At 34.1% G+C, this 15,414-nt stretch carries 21 protein-coding genes; 13 read left to right on the top strand and 8 right to left on the bottom strand.

Annotated elements, in window-relative coordinates:
- Positions 1–157: 157 nt before the first annotated feature.
- Genes SAR11G3_RS03840 through SAR11G3_RS03865 form a run of 6 tightly spaced genes read left to right on the top strand, consistent with a single transcriptional unit; the run spans position 158 to position 6,104 of the window.
- The gene (locus tag SAR11G3_RS03840) at positions 158–1,162 is read left to right on the top strand and encodes a tripartite tricarboxylate transporter substrate binding protein (protein WP_013695462.1); all 1,005 of its coding nucleotides are present in this window, start codon (positions 158–160) and stop codon (positions 1,160–1,162) included.
- Positions 1,163–1,183: 21 nt separating this feature from the next.
- Positions 1,184–1,711 (top strand): tripartite tricarboxylate transporter TctB family protein, encoded by a 528-nt coding sequence (locus SAR11G3_RS03845; protein ID WP_013695463.1) that lies wholly within the window; start codon positions 1,184–1,186, stop codon positions 1,709–1,711.
- Between the two features lie 20 nt (positions 1,712–1,731).
- Positions 1,732–3,207: a tripartite tricarboxylate transporter permease gene (locus tag SAR11G3_RS03850; protein ID WP_013695464.1), complete on the top strand. Its 1,476-nt coding sequence runs from the start codon at positions 1,732–1,734 to the stop codon at positions 3,205–3,207.
- Between the two features lie 4 nt (positions 3,208–3,211).
- On the top strand, positions 3,212–3,973 hold the full coding sequence (locus SAR11G3_RS03855; protein WP_013695465.1) for an SDR family NAD(P)-dependent oxidoreductase: 762 nt from the start codon (positions 3,212–3,214) through the stop codon (positions 3,971–3,973).
- Complete coding sequence (locus SAR11G3_RS03860) at positions 3,970–5,328, top strand: MmgE/PrpD family protein (protein WP_013695466.1); 1,359 nt, start codon at positions 3,970–3,972, stop codon at positions 5,326–5,328. Before SAR11G3_RS03855 ends, SAR11G3_RS03860 begins: the two co-directional genes overlap by 4 nt.
- Positions 5,329–5,333: 5 nt before the next feature.
- Entirely contained in the window at positions 5,334–6,104 is a 771-nt protein-coding gene (locus SAR11G3_RS03865; RefSeq protein ID WP_013695467.1) for a TSUP family transporter, read from the top strand.
- On the opposite strand, the gene SAR11G3_RS03870 is transcribed toward SAR11G3_RS03865, so the two are convergent.
- The 3 genes from SAR11G3_RS03870 to SAR11G3_RS03880 form a co-directional block, all read right to left on the bottom strand.
- Positions 6,094–6,846: a sulfite exporter TauE/SafE family protein gene (locus SAR11G3_RS03870; RefSeq protein ID WP_013695468.1), complete on the bottom strand. Its 753-nt coding sequence runs from the start codon at positions 6,844–6,846 to the stop codon at positions 6,094–6,096. The two genes, SAR11G3_RS03865 and SAR11G3_RS03870, sit on opposite strands and share 11 nt — an antisense overlap.
- A 79-nt stretch (positions 6,847–6,925) precedes the next feature.
- Positions 6,926–7,627 carry a pirin family protein gene (locus tag SAR11G3_RS03875; RefSeq protein ID WP_013695469.1) on the bottom strand — a complete coding sequence of 234 codons (702 nt, stop codon included), beginning with the start codon at positions 7,625–7,627 and terminating at the stop codon, positions 6,926–6,928.
- Positions 7,624–8,190, bottom strand: a complete 567-nt coding sequence (locus SAR11G3_RS03880) for an FMN-dependent NADH-azoreductase (protein WP_013695470.1) — start codon at positions 8,188–8,190, stop codon at positions 7,624–7,626. The genes SAR11G3_RS03875 and SAR11G3_RS03880 overlap by 4 nt, the downstream gene beginning before the upstream one ends.
- Positions 8,191–8,354: 164 nt before the next feature.
- Here SAR11G3_RS03880 and SAR11G3_RS03885 point away from each other — a divergent pair, with 164 nt between their 5' ends.
- Positions 8,355–9,245, top strand: a complete 891-nt coding sequence (locus SAR11G3_RS03885; RefSeq protein WP_013695471.1) for a homocysteine S-methyltransferase family protein — start codon at positions 8,355–8,357, stop codon at positions 9,243–9,245.
- Here SAR11G3_RS03885 and ccmD read toward each other — a convergent pair.
- The 5 genes from ccmD to hisI all read right to left on the bottom strand — a co-directional run bounded on the left by ccmD (position 9,242) and on the right by hisI (position 11,562).
- Positions 9,242–9,424, bottom strand: a complete 183-nt coding sequence (ccmD, locus tag SAR11G3_RS03890; protein ID WP_013695472.1) for a heme exporter protein CcmD — start codon at positions 9,422–9,424, stop codon at positions 9,242–9,244. The genes SAR11G3_RS03885 and ccmD overlap by 4 nt on opposite strands.
- An 82-nt stretch (positions 9,425–9,506) precedes the next feature.
- On the bottom strand, positions 9,507–10,112 hold the full coding sequence (locus SAR11G3_RS03895) for an HAD family hydrolase (protein ID WP_013695473.1): 606 nt from the start codon (positions 10,110–10,112) through the stop codon (positions 9,507–9,509).
- A 4-nt stretch (positions 10,113–10,116) separates the two neighbouring features.
- On the bottom strand, positions 10,117–10,497 hold the full coding sequence (locus tag SAR11G3_RS03900) for a DUF2237 family protein (protein WP_013695474.1): 381 nt from the start codon (positions 10,495–10,497) through the stop codon (positions 10,117–10,119).
- On the bottom strand, positions 10,490–11,104 hold the full coding sequence (locus SAR11G3_RS03905; protein WP_013695475.1) for a putative 2OG-Fe(II) oxygenase: 615 nt from the start codon (positions 11,102–11,104) through the stop codon (positions 10,490–10,492). Before SAR11G3_RS03905 ends, SAR11G3_RS03900 begins: the two co-directional genes overlap by 8 nt.
- Complete coding sequence (hisI, locus tag SAR11G3_RS03910) at positions 11,101–11,562, bottom strand: phosphoribosyl-AMP cyclohydrolase (protein ID WP_013695476.1); 462 nt, start codon at positions 11,560–11,562, stop codon at positions 11,101–11,103. The genes SAR11G3_RS03905 and hisI overlap by 4 nt, the downstream gene beginning before the upstream one ends.
- Before the next feature lie 61 nt (positions 11,563–11,623).
- Between hisI and folE the strand changes: the two genes are divergently transcribed.
- Genes folE through SAR11G3_RS03940 form a run of 6 tightly spaced genes read left to right on the top strand, consistent with a single transcriptional unit; the run spans position 11,624 to position 15,410 of the window.
- Positions 11,624–12,226 carry a GTP cyclohydrolase I FolE gene (folE, locus tag SAR11G3_RS03915; protein WP_013695477.1) on the top strand — a complete coding sequence of 201 codons (603 nt, stop codon included), beginning with the start codon at positions 11,624–11,626 and terminating at the stop codon, positions 12,224–12,226.
- Between the two features lie 5 nt (positions 12,227–12,231).
- Entirely contained in the window at positions 12,232–12,474 is a 243-nt protein-coding gene (locus SAR11G3_RS03920; protein WP_013695478.1) for a zinc-finger domain-containing protein, read from the top strand.
- Positions 12,467–13,465, top strand: coding sequence for an MDR family oxidoreductase (locus tag SAR11G3_RS03925; protein WP_013695479.1), 999 nt, complete (start codon positions 12,467–12,469; stop codon positions 13,463–13,465). Before SAR11G3_RS03920 ends, SAR11G3_RS03925 begins: the two co-directional genes overlap by 8 nt.
- A 2-nt stretch (positions 13,466–13,467) precedes the next feature.
- The gene (locus SAR11G3_RS03930; RefSeq protein WP_013695480.1) at positions 13,468–14,352 is read left to right on the top strand and encodes a LysR family transcriptional regulator; all 885 of its coding nucleotides are present in this window, start codon (positions 13,468–13,470) and stop codon (positions 14,350–14,352) included.
- Positions 14,353–14,403: 51 nt separating this feature from the next.
- Positions 14,404–14,742, top strand: a complete 339-nt coding sequence (locus SAR11G3_RS03935; RefSeq protein WP_013695481.1) for a P-II family nitrogen regulator — start codon at positions 14,404–14,406, stop codon at positions 14,740–14,742.
- Between the two features lie 59 nt (positions 14,743–14,801).
- Positions 14,802–15,410: a LysE family translocator gene (locus SAR11G3_RS03940; protein WP_013695482.1), complete on the top strand. Its 609-nt coding sequence runs from the start codon at positions 14,802–14,804 to the stop codon at positions 15,408–15,410.
- Positions 15,411–15,414 lie beyond the last annotated feature (4 nt).

Genomic DNA, 15,414 nt, shown 5'->3' on the forward strand with positions numbered 1-15,414 from the left:
TTAATTTAATTTTAAATTCATACTATTGCTAGTTTATTTCATTATTTGTTTGATGTTGCAAAATCATATTTCGCATTGTGAAACTATGTTTTGTATATTGATATAAATTTTTTTTATGATAGTTTTAATTTTATAAAAACAAACAATGGGGGAAATAATGACAAATAACTTTAAAAAACTTTTTGGTTTTTTTTCGGTTGCTGCTTTAATTCTTACTTCTTTAGTTGGAACAGCTGATGCTGGTTCTCACAAAAAGAAAAAAGGAAGCTACGCAACAAAAGGATGTGATCCGATTCAAGTCGTGATCCATGCTTCATACGGTGGTGGTACAGATACTACTGCAAGAATGATGTCAGTTAGAACTAGAAGAAACTTAAAAGCTGATATTCAAGTAGTTGGTAAAAGAGGTGGATCTGGAGCGAAAGCACAGAACTACACTTTAACTAGACCTAAAGATGGTTGTACTATTATGGCTCTTACAGAGTCTCATTTATATACAATGGCTAGAGGAAAATCTAACATGAAGATCGGTGATCTTGTTGGAGTTGCTAGAGCTATGGAAGAACCTACTTTCATTGTAGTAAATGCTAAAAATAAAAAACTAAGCACAATTAAAAAACTAGTTAAAGAAGCTAACAAAAAACCGATTACTGCAGGTATTGCATCTATCGGTGGAACAGAACACATTGGTATGTACCAAATTTCAAAAGCTGCGGGTATACCTTTTAAAGCCGTTTCTTTTGGTTCGGGCGCACAAAGTTTAGCTGCACTTGCTTCTGGAAAAATCGATGTTGCATTACTTAATCCAAGTGAAGCCGCAGGATTGATCCAAGACAAAAAAGTGAAAGCTGTTCTTTTATTGGCTGAAAAAAGAATGCCAGACTATAAAAAAGTGCCTTCATCTTATGAACTAGGTTGGAAAGTAAAAGTTTCAACTACTAGAGGTTATGCTGTTCTTAAAGGAACTCCACAGCCAATCATAAATGAGATCTCTAAAGCAATGGTTAAAGCGATGAAACACGAAATATTCGCTAACTATCTTAAAGGTGCTTCTTTAGACCCTGCTACTAGCCCTGCTGGTACAGAAGTTTGGGATAAGCAACTTAAACAAAACTTTGTAAATGCTCAAGACGCATTAAAAGGTTTAGGACTAATTAAATAATCTAGGAATTGATATTTAAACATGTCTGATAAAAAATTAAATCCCGCATCTAAATACACTTTAGGTGCGGGGTTAATTCACAAAGTTGATTTAATAGTAGCGAGTATTATTATTATTGGTGGAGGCTTCATGTATTATGAGGCAACTCTTTTCCCCGCTGCTCCAAATATTTTAGGTGATACGTTGAATGCAGATGTATTTCCAAAAATGCTAATTGTTCTTATGATTATCTTGGCAAGCATTATTCCTTTTGAAATAAGCTTTATGCCAGAAAAAATTGCAAAAATTGACAAGGGTAGATCTGTAAGCTTAGAACCAATTACCTGGAAAACTATTGTCTTACTTATAGCTTTAGTTTCGGTTGCAGAGTTTTTAGGCCCTGCAGTCACTATGTTTGTTACAGCTGTGTCTTTCCCACTTGTTTGGGGGGAAAAAAATTATCTAAGAATAGCAATTTATTCGGTTGCATTCCCAATATTTGTTTACTTAGTATTCAACAAGGTGCTTGGTCTATTCTTTGATCCAGGCGTATTAAAATATCTCAACTAACTAACTAAAGAATATAAATTATGGAACCAATTTTAAAAGGACTAGGACTATTATTAGAGTGGCAAAATGTTTTGCTAATTTTTGGAGGAGTGTTTATTGGGGTTTTGGTCGGTGCGTTACCCGGTTTAAGCTCTCCGATGGCCATCGCTCTTCTTATGCCTTTTACTATTAGTTTAGATCCAGTAGCATCTATTGCTATGATGGCAGCCCTTTATTGTGCTGGAACATTTGGTGGATCTATTACAGCCATATTAATTAATGCACCTGGTGCCCCTCCTGCAGTAGCAACTGCATTTGATGGATATCCAATGGCAAGAAACGGCGAGCCTGGAAGAGCTTTGGGACTTGCTGCAGTTTCAAGTGTATTTGGTGGTATTTTTAGTTTAGTTATTTTTATAGCTGCAACTCCTTTGTTAGCTGAAATTGCTTTAAGTTTTGGCCCAGTAGAATATTTTGGTTTGGCTATTTTTGCACTATCTATGTTAGCTTCCATGAGTGGAAAGTCTTCTATTAGAAATTTAATAGCAGGAGCAATTGGAGTTTTGATATCTACAGTGGGTGTTCACTTAGCAACTGGTGTAGAACGATTTGATTTTGGTGTTGCTGAATTAACAGAAGGTATTCATTTCGTGCCAGTATTAATTGGCCTATTTGCGATGTCTGAATTGTTAACGCAATCTTCAACACTACAAGATGCTGTTAGAGTAATGACAGCAAAGTCTTTAAAGTTACCTACCTTTGCAGAGTTAAAAAAATTAAAAGGTCTAATTTTAAGATCTTCGGGTTTAGGAACTTTTATAGGAATTTTACCAGCAGAGGGTTCAACTGTAGCTGCCATGATGGGTTACAATGAAGCTAAAAGATGGTCTAAAACTCCAGAAAAATTTGGTACAGGACACGATGAAGGTATTGTTGGTCCGGAAGCTGCAAACAATGCAGCGGCAGGTGGAGCAATGGTTCCAACTCTTGCCTTGGGTATTCCTGGAAGCGGAACTACTGCATTAATTTTAGCAGCTTTAGTTATGCATGGATTTAGACCTGGTCCTTACTTAATTACAGAAACACCAGAACTAGTTTATGCTATCTTCGGAGCTATGCTTATTGCAAACTTTGCCTTTTTAGGAATTGGACTTGCTGGAGCTAGGTTTTTCTCTTTAGTTACCTTTATACCAAAAAGATTTTTGTGGCCTTCTGTTTTCATTTTCTCTCTAATAGGATCTTATGCTTACAGCTCAGCTTTTTTCGACGTATGGGTTATGTTGATCTCTGGTATCGTTGGCTTCTTTATGATGAGACACGGTTTTTCTCCTGCTCCATTAGTAATGGGTCTTATTTTAGGACCGCTAGTAGAAGAAACGTTTACTCAAGCGATGGTTATTCATGATAGTAGTTTCTTTCAGTTCTTTGAAAGTGGTGTCTTTATCGTCTTTATGGTTATGACAGTCATAAGCTTAAGTAGTCCTTTTTGGCCCAAGATATTTAAGAAAAAAAAGTAAGCAATTGAGCTCAAAAATATCTAACAAGGTAGCCGTTATAACCGGCGGAGCAAGAATGATAGGTCGTGCAACGGCTTTAAAACTTGCGAAGCAAGACTTTGATATCTTAATTCACACTGGAGGTAAAAGTTTAGAAGAAGCTAAAAAAACTTCTGAAATGATTTCTGCCTTGTCTAAAAAGTGTGAAATAGTTACAGGCGATCTTACCGATTTAAAAACCATCGAATCTATTAAAAACAAAGCTCATGAAATGGGCAATCCTTTGGTTTTAATTAATAATGCAGGAATGCGTATTCACGAAATTTTCGAAAAAATTACTTACGAAGACTGGAAAAAAATAATGACAGTTAATGTAGATGCTGCATTTTTATGTGCTCAGGCATTAATTGGTTCTATGACAGATCATAAATGGGGGAGAGTAGTGAATATTGGAGGAATGTCTGCTCACGTTGGTGCAAGAGAAAGAGCACATGTGGTTACTTCTAAGGCAGCCTTAGTTGGGTTGACCAAAGCCATTAGTATGGAATTTATTGAGAGAGGTATTACTTGTAATTGCGTAGTGCCAGGATTTATTGAAGATTTTGATACTGATAAAAATGAGTTACATGGTCATTGGTTAAAACATCCACAAACACCAAACCTTGCATCTGGTAGATATGGAAACCCTGAAGATGTCGCGGAAGTAATCTCTAATTTATGCAAAGAAGAAGCTAATTACATTAATGGACAAGTACTTCATGTAAATGGGGGAACCTACACACCGTGACCATTTATGCAGAAGAGTTTTCAGGATGGGCAACTAAATTAAAAACCCAAGATATTCCATCTGATATTCAGGAAGTATTGAGCTTTTTAGTAAAAGATATTTCTGGAGTAATTGTTGCCGCAAGAAATGAAGATTATATTCAAAGTTTGATTAAGACCTATAGTAATACAGGAAACATAATTGCACTAGGTCATAAAAATGTCTTTGATGTTTTTTCCTCATCTATTATCTGTGGAACTGCAGCACACGGAGAAGATTTTGACGATACGTTTGAAGGAAATCCAATACATGTTGGAGCGACTATGGTTTCTACTTTTTTATCTGCTGGGCAATTTTTTAAACTTAATGGAGAGCAAATTTTAAAAGGAATAGCTATTGGCGCAGAATTAATATGCAGAATGGCACTGGTATCCCCTACAGCAATGCATAAACAGGGTTTTCACCCCACATCTATTTGTAGTGTATTTGGAGCAACCGCTGGATTGGGAGCCGTACTTGGATTAAATCAAAAGCAATTATCTTCTGCTTTAGGTGTCGCTGGTAGTATGTCTTCTGGAATTATTGAATACTTAGCTGAAGGAACGTGGACCAAAAGAATACACCCTGGTTGGGCTGCAAGCTCTGGAATTCATGCAGCTTTATTAGGAAGGTCTGATTTCTTGGGACCAAGAACTGTATTTGAAGGAACTCACGGTTTTTTCAAAGCTTTTACTATTAAAGAAATTGAAAATGATTTTTCTCATTTAGTAGAAGGCTTGGGCACTAGGTGGGAATGTAAAAATTTAGCCTTCAAACCCTATGCCTGCGGAACTATGGCACAACCATTTGTAGATTGTGCAATACAAATAAAAAAACAAATAAGCGATTTGACACAAATTAAATTAATTAAAGCAAAAGTAGGAGAGGGAACCGTTCACCGGCTATGGGAACCAAGAGAAGAAAAAAATAATCCATCCACACCATACTCTGCAAAATTTTCTGTTCCTTATTGTGTAGCTGTAGCACTTGTTAAAGGTGGAGCTGGTCTAGAGGAGTTTAACGTAACTAACATTAAAGATCCTGAGATTTTAAAAATAGCTAATTTAATGACTTATGAGATTGACCTTAATGATGAGTACCCAAAAAACTATACTGGAACTTTAATTGTTGAGACAATAGATGGAAAAATAATTGAAGCAAAGCAGCCTTGTTTTAGAGGTGGAAAAAAACAACCGCTGACGAAAGAGGATTTTAATAGCAAATTTAATAAAAATTTAAAATATGCAAAATTAAATGATGACCAATCTAGGCAGCTTGAAGAATTTACGAACTCTATCTTTGTTAATACTGATTTTTCAAAAATTAATTTATTTTAGACCACATGGAAAGTTTTGATCTTTATGCTTTCACTTCCAGTCTTAGCTATCTTCATATAGCAATTCTTCTATTTGTTGCATTACTTGCTTCTATCATTTCAGGAATTTCAGGTTATGGGGGTGGGATGACTCTGGGTATCCTTGTGTCACCATTCATTCCCATTAAATTATTAGTTCCTTTAATGTCCGTTTTTGTTTTCTGCTCAAATGCATCAAGGATGTACTATTACCGAGACAGTATTTTTTGGAAAAAAGGTTTGTATTTTGCTCTAATAGGTACTCCTTTTATAATTTTAGGAACAAATTTTTACGCAGGTGTTTCAGATAAAGTTTTATATTTTTGTCTTGGATTTGGTCTTGCTTTTGTAATTATTGTTAGAAGAGTTTTTAAAAAAATTAATTTAACCATTGGATGGTTTGGTTTGGCAGTTATGGCAGTTTTTTACGGAACTATTAGTGGTGTCATACTAGGTCCTGGAGCAGTGTTATTAACAGCATTGGCCTCCAATGGCATGGTTGGTTCAGCAATTATTGGAACAGATTCATTAATCACCTGCATTAATGTTGTTATACGTTTAGTTTCTTTTAGAAATCTTGGCTTATTAAATAATGATGCCTTATTGATTGGTAGTTCCATAGGAGTTGTTGCTATTTTAGGGTCTTATATAGCTAGAAAAATAGTAGATAAACTGGGAGTTAAATTACACACTTTAGTGATTGAGATTTGTATAATTTTAGGTGCAATTGTGATGATTTATCGTGCCCTTACCATTTGAAGGCATAGTCAATAATTAATCTAGTGCTCGAAATTAATATAAGCGAATAAATTACATTATAAAACAAAGCTTCATCAACTCTTTTTAAAATTTGGTATCCAATTAATATCCCCAATACTGATGCAGGAAAAAATAATAAAGATTGTTTTAAAGTATCAACATTTAAGAAAGACAAATTTGCATAAAAGGGAAGTTTAACCAAATTTAAAAATGTAAAAAAAATAACCCTAGTCCCTACATAGATTTCTTTTTTAAGTCTTAAAGGGAGAAGGTATATACTTGTGGGAGTTCCACCCGCATGAACACAAAAGCTTGCAAAACCAGCAACCACAGAAGAAATACTTCCTTTGATGATGGATCTTTTTAGTGGGACCATTTTTTTCCTCTTAAATATAAAATAATGTGCAGTGAACCCAAATCCCATGACACCAATAAGTGCCTTCAAAAGCTCTTCACTAAAGTAAGTGTAGGTGAAGGAGGCTATTACTACACCAGCAGCTCCCCCTATCATTAAGAGTTTAATAGTTTTGGAATCGTAATATTTTCTAAATTTATAAAAAGCAACCAAATCAGATAAAATGAGAATGGGAAGTATGATTGCCAATGCTTGACTTAGTGGCATGACTATTGTCATCAAGGGAATCGCAATTAAAGCCATAGAGCCTCCCAGCCCTGACTTGGCAATTCCATAAAGCATAACTGCCGGTATGGTGCATGCTAGATATGTAGGATCAAATTCCATGAAGTTACGAGTTTATATAAATTTTATGGAATTATGAGTCTTTTTAATTATATAACTCGAGATTAACATTTATGCTTTACTAAGATTGAGGCAGATCAATAAACAAAACTTCACTATCTTGGGTTGCTTGAATTGAAACTTCGTTTAATTTTGTAATTTCAGCTCCATCTCCCTTTTTAAGCTCTACATCATTTATTTTGACAGACCCATATGAGCATAAAACATATGCCTGTTCCTTGATAGTTTGTTGAATAGCTGTTCCTTGATTTAATCTTCCAGCAAAAATAGTAGCATCTTGATATATTTTTAAGCTATTTGAATCAGGGTCGTCAAAACCTGTTACTAATGGTTTTAATTGATCGGTAACTGGCTCTTTAGGAAACTCTTTAGCATCCCACCTTGGCTTCACATTTTTTTTATTAGGAAACATCCAAATTTGATAAAGACTCGTTTCCTCATCTTCCAAATTGTATTCCGAGTGAGTAACTCCTGTTCCTGCAGACATTACCTGAACATCTCCTGCTGTAGTCCTTCCTTCATTGCCCATATTATCCTTATGAGTAATAGCGCCTTTTCTTACGTAGGTTATAATTTCCATATTGTCATGAGGGTGAGGATCAAAGCCTTTTTGCGCAGCTACAATATCATCATTGATAACCCGCATTGGGCCAAAACTCATTCTACGAGGATCTTGATAGCTTGCAAAACTAAAGTGATGTTTTGCTTTTAGCCATCCGTGGTCTGCACCACCTAATTTTTCATAAGGAATTAGATTAATCATATTTTACTAATTGCTTCTTTTGCTTTTTTAAGATTATCATCATTGATAGCAAGTTGGTCTGCTGCAATAATCTCAATATCTTTAATGCCTAGAAAATTTAATGCTTGTTTGAACCAAGGAGTACAAAAATCAACAGGACTTCCTACTGGCACTCCACCAGAGGTGACAATTAGATAAACTTTTTTATTATCCTTAATCAGTCCTACTGGTCCAGTAGCTTCATATTTAAATGTCCTGCCTGCTCTAGCAATCAAGTCAAACCAAGCTTTTACAGATGCTGGAGGACCAAAATTGTAAATAGGAACTGAAATAACAATTACATTCGATTCTAACAACTCATCTACCAATTCATCCGAAAATTTAAACAACTTACGGTCTTTTTCTGTTCTTTCTTCCTCTGGGATAATAAAGCCCGCACCCTTAATTCCATCCACAAAAGGCATGTTTTGAGAGATATCTCTATAGGTAACCTGTCCTTGTAATTTTTGAACCAATTCTTTTGCAAGCTTCCGTGAAATAGAATTTTCTTTTCGGGCACTTGAGTCTAAATGTAATATATTCATGATACGTAAGGATATAGTCTTAATTAAACACTTTTCAAGAGTATAAAAAAAATTAACCAATGGTTTATTTGGGATAGACTTTTAAATTAAAAAATATATTAGCATCTCTTTGCAATAATATTAATAACTTTTAAAATTAACCCTAACTTTAACGATAAAAAAATTTGGATAAAAATTTCTTTAACACTACTAGAATTCTTGATGGAGGAATGGGCCAGGAATTATTGAATAGGGGAGTAAAACCAGAGGGAACTCTATGGGGAGCAACAGCATTGCTTCACAAAAAATACCATAAAATAATAGTTGATACTCATTTAGATTTTATTAAAGCAGGAGCAGAAGTTATTGTAACGAACAGTTTCGGAAGCAGAAAAAGAAGAATGATAGAGAATGGAGTCCTTTCTAAATTTAAATCTGCAAACAAAACAGCAGGAATTTTAGCAAAAAGAGCAGTGCAAGAATCGAAAAAAAAAATTTTGATAGCTGGAAGCTTACCACCGCAACATTTTACTTATTTTTCAGATATGGGAACTGATTTGAATGTAATTAAGGAGTATTTTTATGAGCAAGCAAAAATTCTCAACCCTTATGTTGATTTTTTTTACCTAGATGTAATGAGTAGTTTTAAGGAGTGTGAAATAGCAATTAAAGCAATTGCGCCATTAAAGAAAGATTTTTTAGTAGGTATTCACATTCGAGAGGGAGAAAAATTACCTTCTGGAGAGGATTTTGTTTCTGTAGTTAAAAAACTTTCAAAACTAAATCCATTGGGTGTTGTAGTTGCATGTGTATCCGTAGAACACTTGGAGCCTCTGATAAAAAAAATTTTAAAAATAAAAATACCTTTTGGTTTTAAGATTAATGCCTTTCAGCATATTCCCGCTGGATGGAAGCCAGACTCGAACAATCCCAATGTAAAACTTGGAAAAAGAAAAGACTTAACTCCTGCTACTTTTTATTCCATATCAAAAAAAATACACAAAGCAGGGGCTACTATATTGGGTGGATGTTGTGAGATTACACCTAAGCATATTGCTAGGTTAAAAAAAATTTAAATTTCTTGAGGTAAAGACTGAACTTCTACCTGTCTGGTAGTTTTCTTTTCTAGACTGGTTTCAAGCTTAGAATATTTTGCTGTAGTTTTGTAAAAAAGGATAGATATTAAACCTAATGCTATAGCGTAAGAGCTCCATACAAAAATAGCATGTCCACCCATATTTAAAAATTCAATCATTAAGTCTTTATAGCTAATTTCATGCGCAATTTACAACAAAAAAATTCATTGTGTGTATCTTTTAAGAAAGGGCAATTTTTTATTATAAATCAATAAATTTTCTTATTTCTTTATCTAAATCTTCTGGATTTTGTAGTTGAATGGTTTTTATTCCTGCTTGTTCAGCAGCTTTGGTATTTTCAATCTTATCATCAATAAATAAAGATTCTTCAGGGTTGAGATTAAATTTTTTTATCGCCAGCTGATAAATTTTAATATCTGGCTTGGCTAATCCAACATCACCCGAAATAATTCTGTCATCAAACTCATTTAGAAAACTATTTTGCAATCTATATTTTTCAAACTGATCTCCTGGAAAATTGCTAAGCAAATAGATTGGATAGCCTTTTTGCTTAAGTTTTAAAGCTAGATTTACATTTTCTTGATGAACGCTATCAATCATCTCTAGAAATCTACCATAAAAAGCTTCTATCGCTTCTTTGTATTCTGGATATTTTTTTATCACTGGCCCTGCTGCTTTGGAGGTATCATAAATTAAATCTTGTTGAATATGCCACTCCCAAGTACAAATATTTTTTAAAAAAAAATCTACTTTTTCTTCATCTTTAAGAATTTTAATAAATAGATTTTGAGGATTGAATTTTACTAATACCTGCCCGACATCAAAAATAACTTTTTGGATTGCCATAATTTTAGGCTAAGTCGATTGCATTCTTTTTTAACGCATTAAGATCAATATGTTGCAAAGTCTTGATGTTGGTGCTTTTAATATACACTTTGCAGGGATGACCTGCCTTTACTGCTCTTGCATACCAATCAGCACAAACACACCAGTTGTCGCCTTTTTTTAAACCATCAAAGTTGTGTTCAGGCCTTGGTGTAATTAAATCATTACCATTCTCTTTTAACCACTGCAAAAAATCATCAGTAACTTTTGCACAGACAGTGTGAGTTCCATTATCATTTTCATCTGTGTTGCAACATCCATCACGATACCAACCCGTTACCGGATCCATAGAACAGGATTCTAAATCTTCACCTAGTACATTTTTTTGTTTATTGGAATTATCCATGAAAAATTTTTGATATAGATTTATCTATTTCTGCATTAAAAGAAAAAGAGCGTCTCTCACCCTCCACCGAAAAAGGATAAGCAGTATGCATTAAGTAGTTTGGAAAAAACAAAAGATCTCCTACCTTAGGCTTGTGATTGAGAATACTCTTATTTAAAAACATTCGGCTACCATGTACAAAATCAATAGAGCCATTCGTGGAATATTTTTTTTTACTTTTGCTAAAGTTTTTGGGAAGCTTTAAATACCCAACTCCCGAAATGTCTCCATCGTGAAAGTGAACAGGGTTATAATCATTAGCGAACTGACGAACTACCCAGAAATTTTTCAATTTAACCTGTTTAGTATTTTTCCCAGTTACATCTTTTACAAAAGATTTAATATTAATTTCAAAAAATTTTTTTAGAAATTTATTTACAAATATATTGGGCATCTCTATTTCCTGCTCCACTTCACCAGCTAATTTTTTAGAATAATTATATTTTTTAGATAGCATACTACTTGTTATAATTTTATCTACTTCTTGATTAATTTTAGCTACTAATGATTTTGGCAATGATAGCTGTGCCATCTTAGGTCCAAAAGGACTTAATATTTTTAAACTCATAATTTGGTTGGATTTGGCTGTCCCTTGTAAACAACTTCTGGATCAAATTTTTTTTCCGTTTCTTCAAATTTCATTTCAATAGGATCTTTGCTCTCGTTTAAAAGTATCGATCTATAAAAACAAGAGTTGTACCCCACGTGGCAACTTGCACCATCACCTATATCAACAGATATCCATACGGCGTCCTGATCATCATCAATTCGTATAGACAGAACTTTTTGAACAAAGCCACTAGTTTTTCCTTTATGCCAAATGCTTTGTCTAGATCTGCTCCAGTAGTGAGCTTCTTTTGTTTGAATAGTTTTTTTAAAGGCTTCTTCATTCATATAGCCATGCATTAAGATTTCTTTAGTTTTGACATCAGTAGTAATTACGGGAATTAAGCCTTTCTCATCAAACTTAGGTGATAAAAACTTACCTTCCTCAACTTCTTTTACTGATTTTCTTTCTTTAAACATTTAAGACAATATAACCATTTTAAAAAATACATATATATTATAAGTTGATTTTACAAAAATAATGAAAAACGTAACAGATATAAAAGATAAAATTTTAGAAAAGATTTCTAAAGACGAGGCTGAAAAAGCTATTAAAACTATATTAAAATTCGTTGGAGAGAACCCTGATAGGGAGGGTTTAGTAGAAACTCCAAAAAGAGTAATTAAAGCATTTCAGGAGTATTTTGGAGGTTATCTAATCAATCCTGATGATTATCTAGAAAAAACTTTTGGAGATGTGGAGGGCTATGATGACATGGTGATACAAAAAAACATTACTATTCATAGTCATTGCGAACACCATATGGCTCCCATTATTGGAACTGTACACGTTGCCTATGTTCCTTCTGAAAAAGTAGTAGGCTTAAGCAAGCTTGCAAGAGTAGTAGATGCGTATGCTAGAAGATTGCAAACTCAAGAACGGTTAACTATGCAAATTGCCAATTCTATTTACAAAGGTTTGAAATCCCATGGATCTGCAGTGAGTATAGATGCGGAGCATCAATGTATGACTACACGAGGAGTTAGAAAAGAAGGAGCAACAACTATCACTAACTATTTCACAGGAGTATTTCGTGACAGTCAAAATCTTCAAAAAAGATTTCTATCCTACATAAAAGATTAATCGTCATGATTTCTGTTCCAGAAAAGTTTAATCATCTAAAAAAAATATCTGTTGATACTACACATGTTGTAACCGAGCTAGATCATCCACGCGTATATTATACTATTAAGCCAGAAATAGGCTATGTCATCTGCGGTTACAGTAACATTTGTTTTGTACTAGCAGAAAATGCTGATTTAGATACAGAACGACTATTTGTGTTTAATGAAAAAGAAAATGAGAAACTAAAGGAGAATGTCTATGAATAAATTTAAAGCCATTGTGGTGAATCAAGAAGGTGAGAACTTCACGAGAAACTTACAAGAAATTGACCTTTCTTTTTTAAAAGAAGACGAGGTAACCGTAAAGGTAGATTACTCTAGCCTTAATTATAAAGATGGAATGATTTTGAAAAATGGTGGCAGACTAGTTAAAGACTATCCTCATATTCCCGGTATTGATTTTGCAGGAACAGTAGAGCAGAGCTCTAATCCAAAGTTTAAAGCTGGGGACAAAGTTATTCTTACTGGATGGAGGGTAGGTGAAATTTATTATGGTGGCTATTCCCAATACGCGAAAGTAAAAAGTAAATTTTTAGTTAAAACACCAGAGGGAATTTCAAACAAAGATGCTATGGCTTTAGGAACAGCTGGTTTTACAGCACTCCTTTGTGCTTTTGCAATTCAAGCAAGAGAATCTATTTTATTGGGAGATCCTATTAAGGATGTATTAGTTACCGGAGCAACAGGTGGTGTAGGTAGCGTGGCTGTGATGGCTTTGGCTAAGATGGGTTACAACGTTACTGGTGTTACAGGAAAAAAAGATAAGGTTAATTTTTTAAAGGAATTGGGTGCAAGCGAGGTGATAGATCGATCTGAAATGGATCAAGAATCTAAGCCCCTAGAAGCGGCTTTGTGGGATGGAGTGGTGGATACAGCAGGAGGAAAAATTTTATCGAGAGCGCTTTCACAAACTAGACCTAATGGAGTTGTTGCTGCTTGCGGTTTGGCAAGTAATTATAAATTAGATACTACAGTTATGCCTTTTATTATTAGAGGTGTAAAATTATGGGGTATTGATTCAGTTATGTGCTCTTCTAAAAGAAGAGAATTTGTTTGGTCTCAAGCAAAGGATCTTATTGATTTCAAAAAATTACATGAAGCAACAGAGGTGTGGTCATTGGAAGACCTTCTTCAATCGTCTTCTAAGATTCTTAAAGGAGAAATATCTGGAAGAGTTGTAGTGGATGTGAATCAGTAACAATGGATTGGGATAAGTTAAAAATATTTCATGCAGTAACACAAGCTACAAGTTTTACAAAAGCTGCAGAAGTTCTTCATCTTAGTCAGTCAGCAATTAGTAGGCAAATACAATCTTTAGAACATGAACTTAAATGTACCCTGTTTGAAAGGCATGCAAGAGGATTGTCTTTAACAGACAATGGTGAGCTTCTTTACAAAACTGCCAATGAAGTAATATCTAAAATTAAAGATGTAGAATCTGATTTGATGGATGAGAAACACAAACCATCAGGAAAGATTGTAGTTACAACAGTAGTTGGCTTTGGTGGAATCTGGCTCACACCTAGAATTCAAGAGTTCATGGAAAAAAATCCTGATATTGAAGTGGAGTTGATTGTGACTGATCAAGAACTGGATTTAAGCATAAGAGAAGCAGATGTTGCCATTTGGATGAGACAACCAAAGCAACTTAATTATATTCAAAAAAAAATAATTAATATTAATTACCATATTTATAGCTCTTCAAAATATTTAGAAAAACATGGAGTGCCTAGAACAGGGAAAGAATTAGATAAACATAAATTAATTACTTACGGACGAGGCACACCTTCGCCTCTTTCCCAAAAAGAGTGGATTTTAAAAGTAGGAACTAAATCAAAAAGAAAAGCAGTTATGAAAGTGAATAATATTTATTCATTATTGTTAGCTGTAGAAAGCGGTGTTGGTCTTGCAGCGTTACCAAATTATATGGCGGTAGGAAAGCCAGGTTTAGTGAAAGTGCTACCAGAGATAACAGGTCCTACATATGAAGCTCACTTTGTTTATCCGCAGTCTTTAAAAAATGTTGCTAGAGTTAAAGCTTTTAGAGATTTTATTTTTAGTAAAATTAAACAATCAGAATTCTAGATATTCACTGATTGCGTAGACATTAAAAATGTCTTATTATAATTAATAACTATGAAACTAATTACTGCGATCATCAATCCAAATAAAGTAGAGAGTGTTAAAAGTGAACTTTCTAAAGTTGGCATTTCAGGAATTACTCTTACCGAAGTAAAGGGTTTTGGACGTCAAAAAGGGCATAAAGAGGTTTATCGAGGCACAGAAATTGAGGTTTCCTTTTTACCTAAGTCAAAATTGGAAATTGCAGTTAAAGATGAAGAATTAGAAGCGGTTATTAAGGCAGTACAGCAGGCTGCGAAAACAGATCAAATAGGAGATGGGAAGATTTTTGTAACCGATTTGTCTAAAGTAATTAGAATTCGAACAGGTGAAACTGGTCCTTCAGCTATCTAGATCTAAAAAAAATTCAAAAAATTATTAAAATACAGTAAGCTTCAATCAGAGGAGAAAATTTGATTACTTACTTATCGGGTTTGTTAGTGGGCTTTTTAGTGGCACTGCCTGTCGGGGCAATAGCCATGATATGTATCAACCGAACTTTACAATATGGAAAAATATCAGGATATTTTTCTGGTTTAGGAGCTGCTGCAGCGGATCTTATCTACGGGCTTATTGCGATTTATAGCTTAACTGCTATTTCAGGACAGGCCCTGGTTAATCAACCAGTGCTAAGATTGGCAGGAGGCCTTTGTATTATATTTATTGGAGCTAGAATGATGATAGGAAAAAAATCTTCCTCCGAGACTGTTCTGGTAACACACGAGACCAATATAAAAGATTTTATTTCTACCTTTTTAATTACACTCAGCAATCCCATAACGATGATTGCCTTTGTAGCAGCTCTTTCTAATATTAATTATTTATTTCAAGAAATTAATTTTATTCATTCAAGCATATTAGTTCTGGGTATTTTTTCAGGATCTATGTTGTGGTGGGTTATTTTAGTTAACATTAGCTTAAGTTTTAAAAAATATCTAAGTAATTTGTTCGTTAGAAGAATTAATATAGTCTCTGGACTAATAATACTTTGCATTGGTCTTTATTTAATTATATCTATCTAACTAT

The sequence above is a fragment of the Candidatus Pelagibacter sp. IMCC9063 genome (assembly GCF_000195085.1).
Lineage (GTDB): Bacteria > Pseudomonadota > Alphaproteobacteria > Pelagibacterales > Pelagibacteraceae > IMCC9063.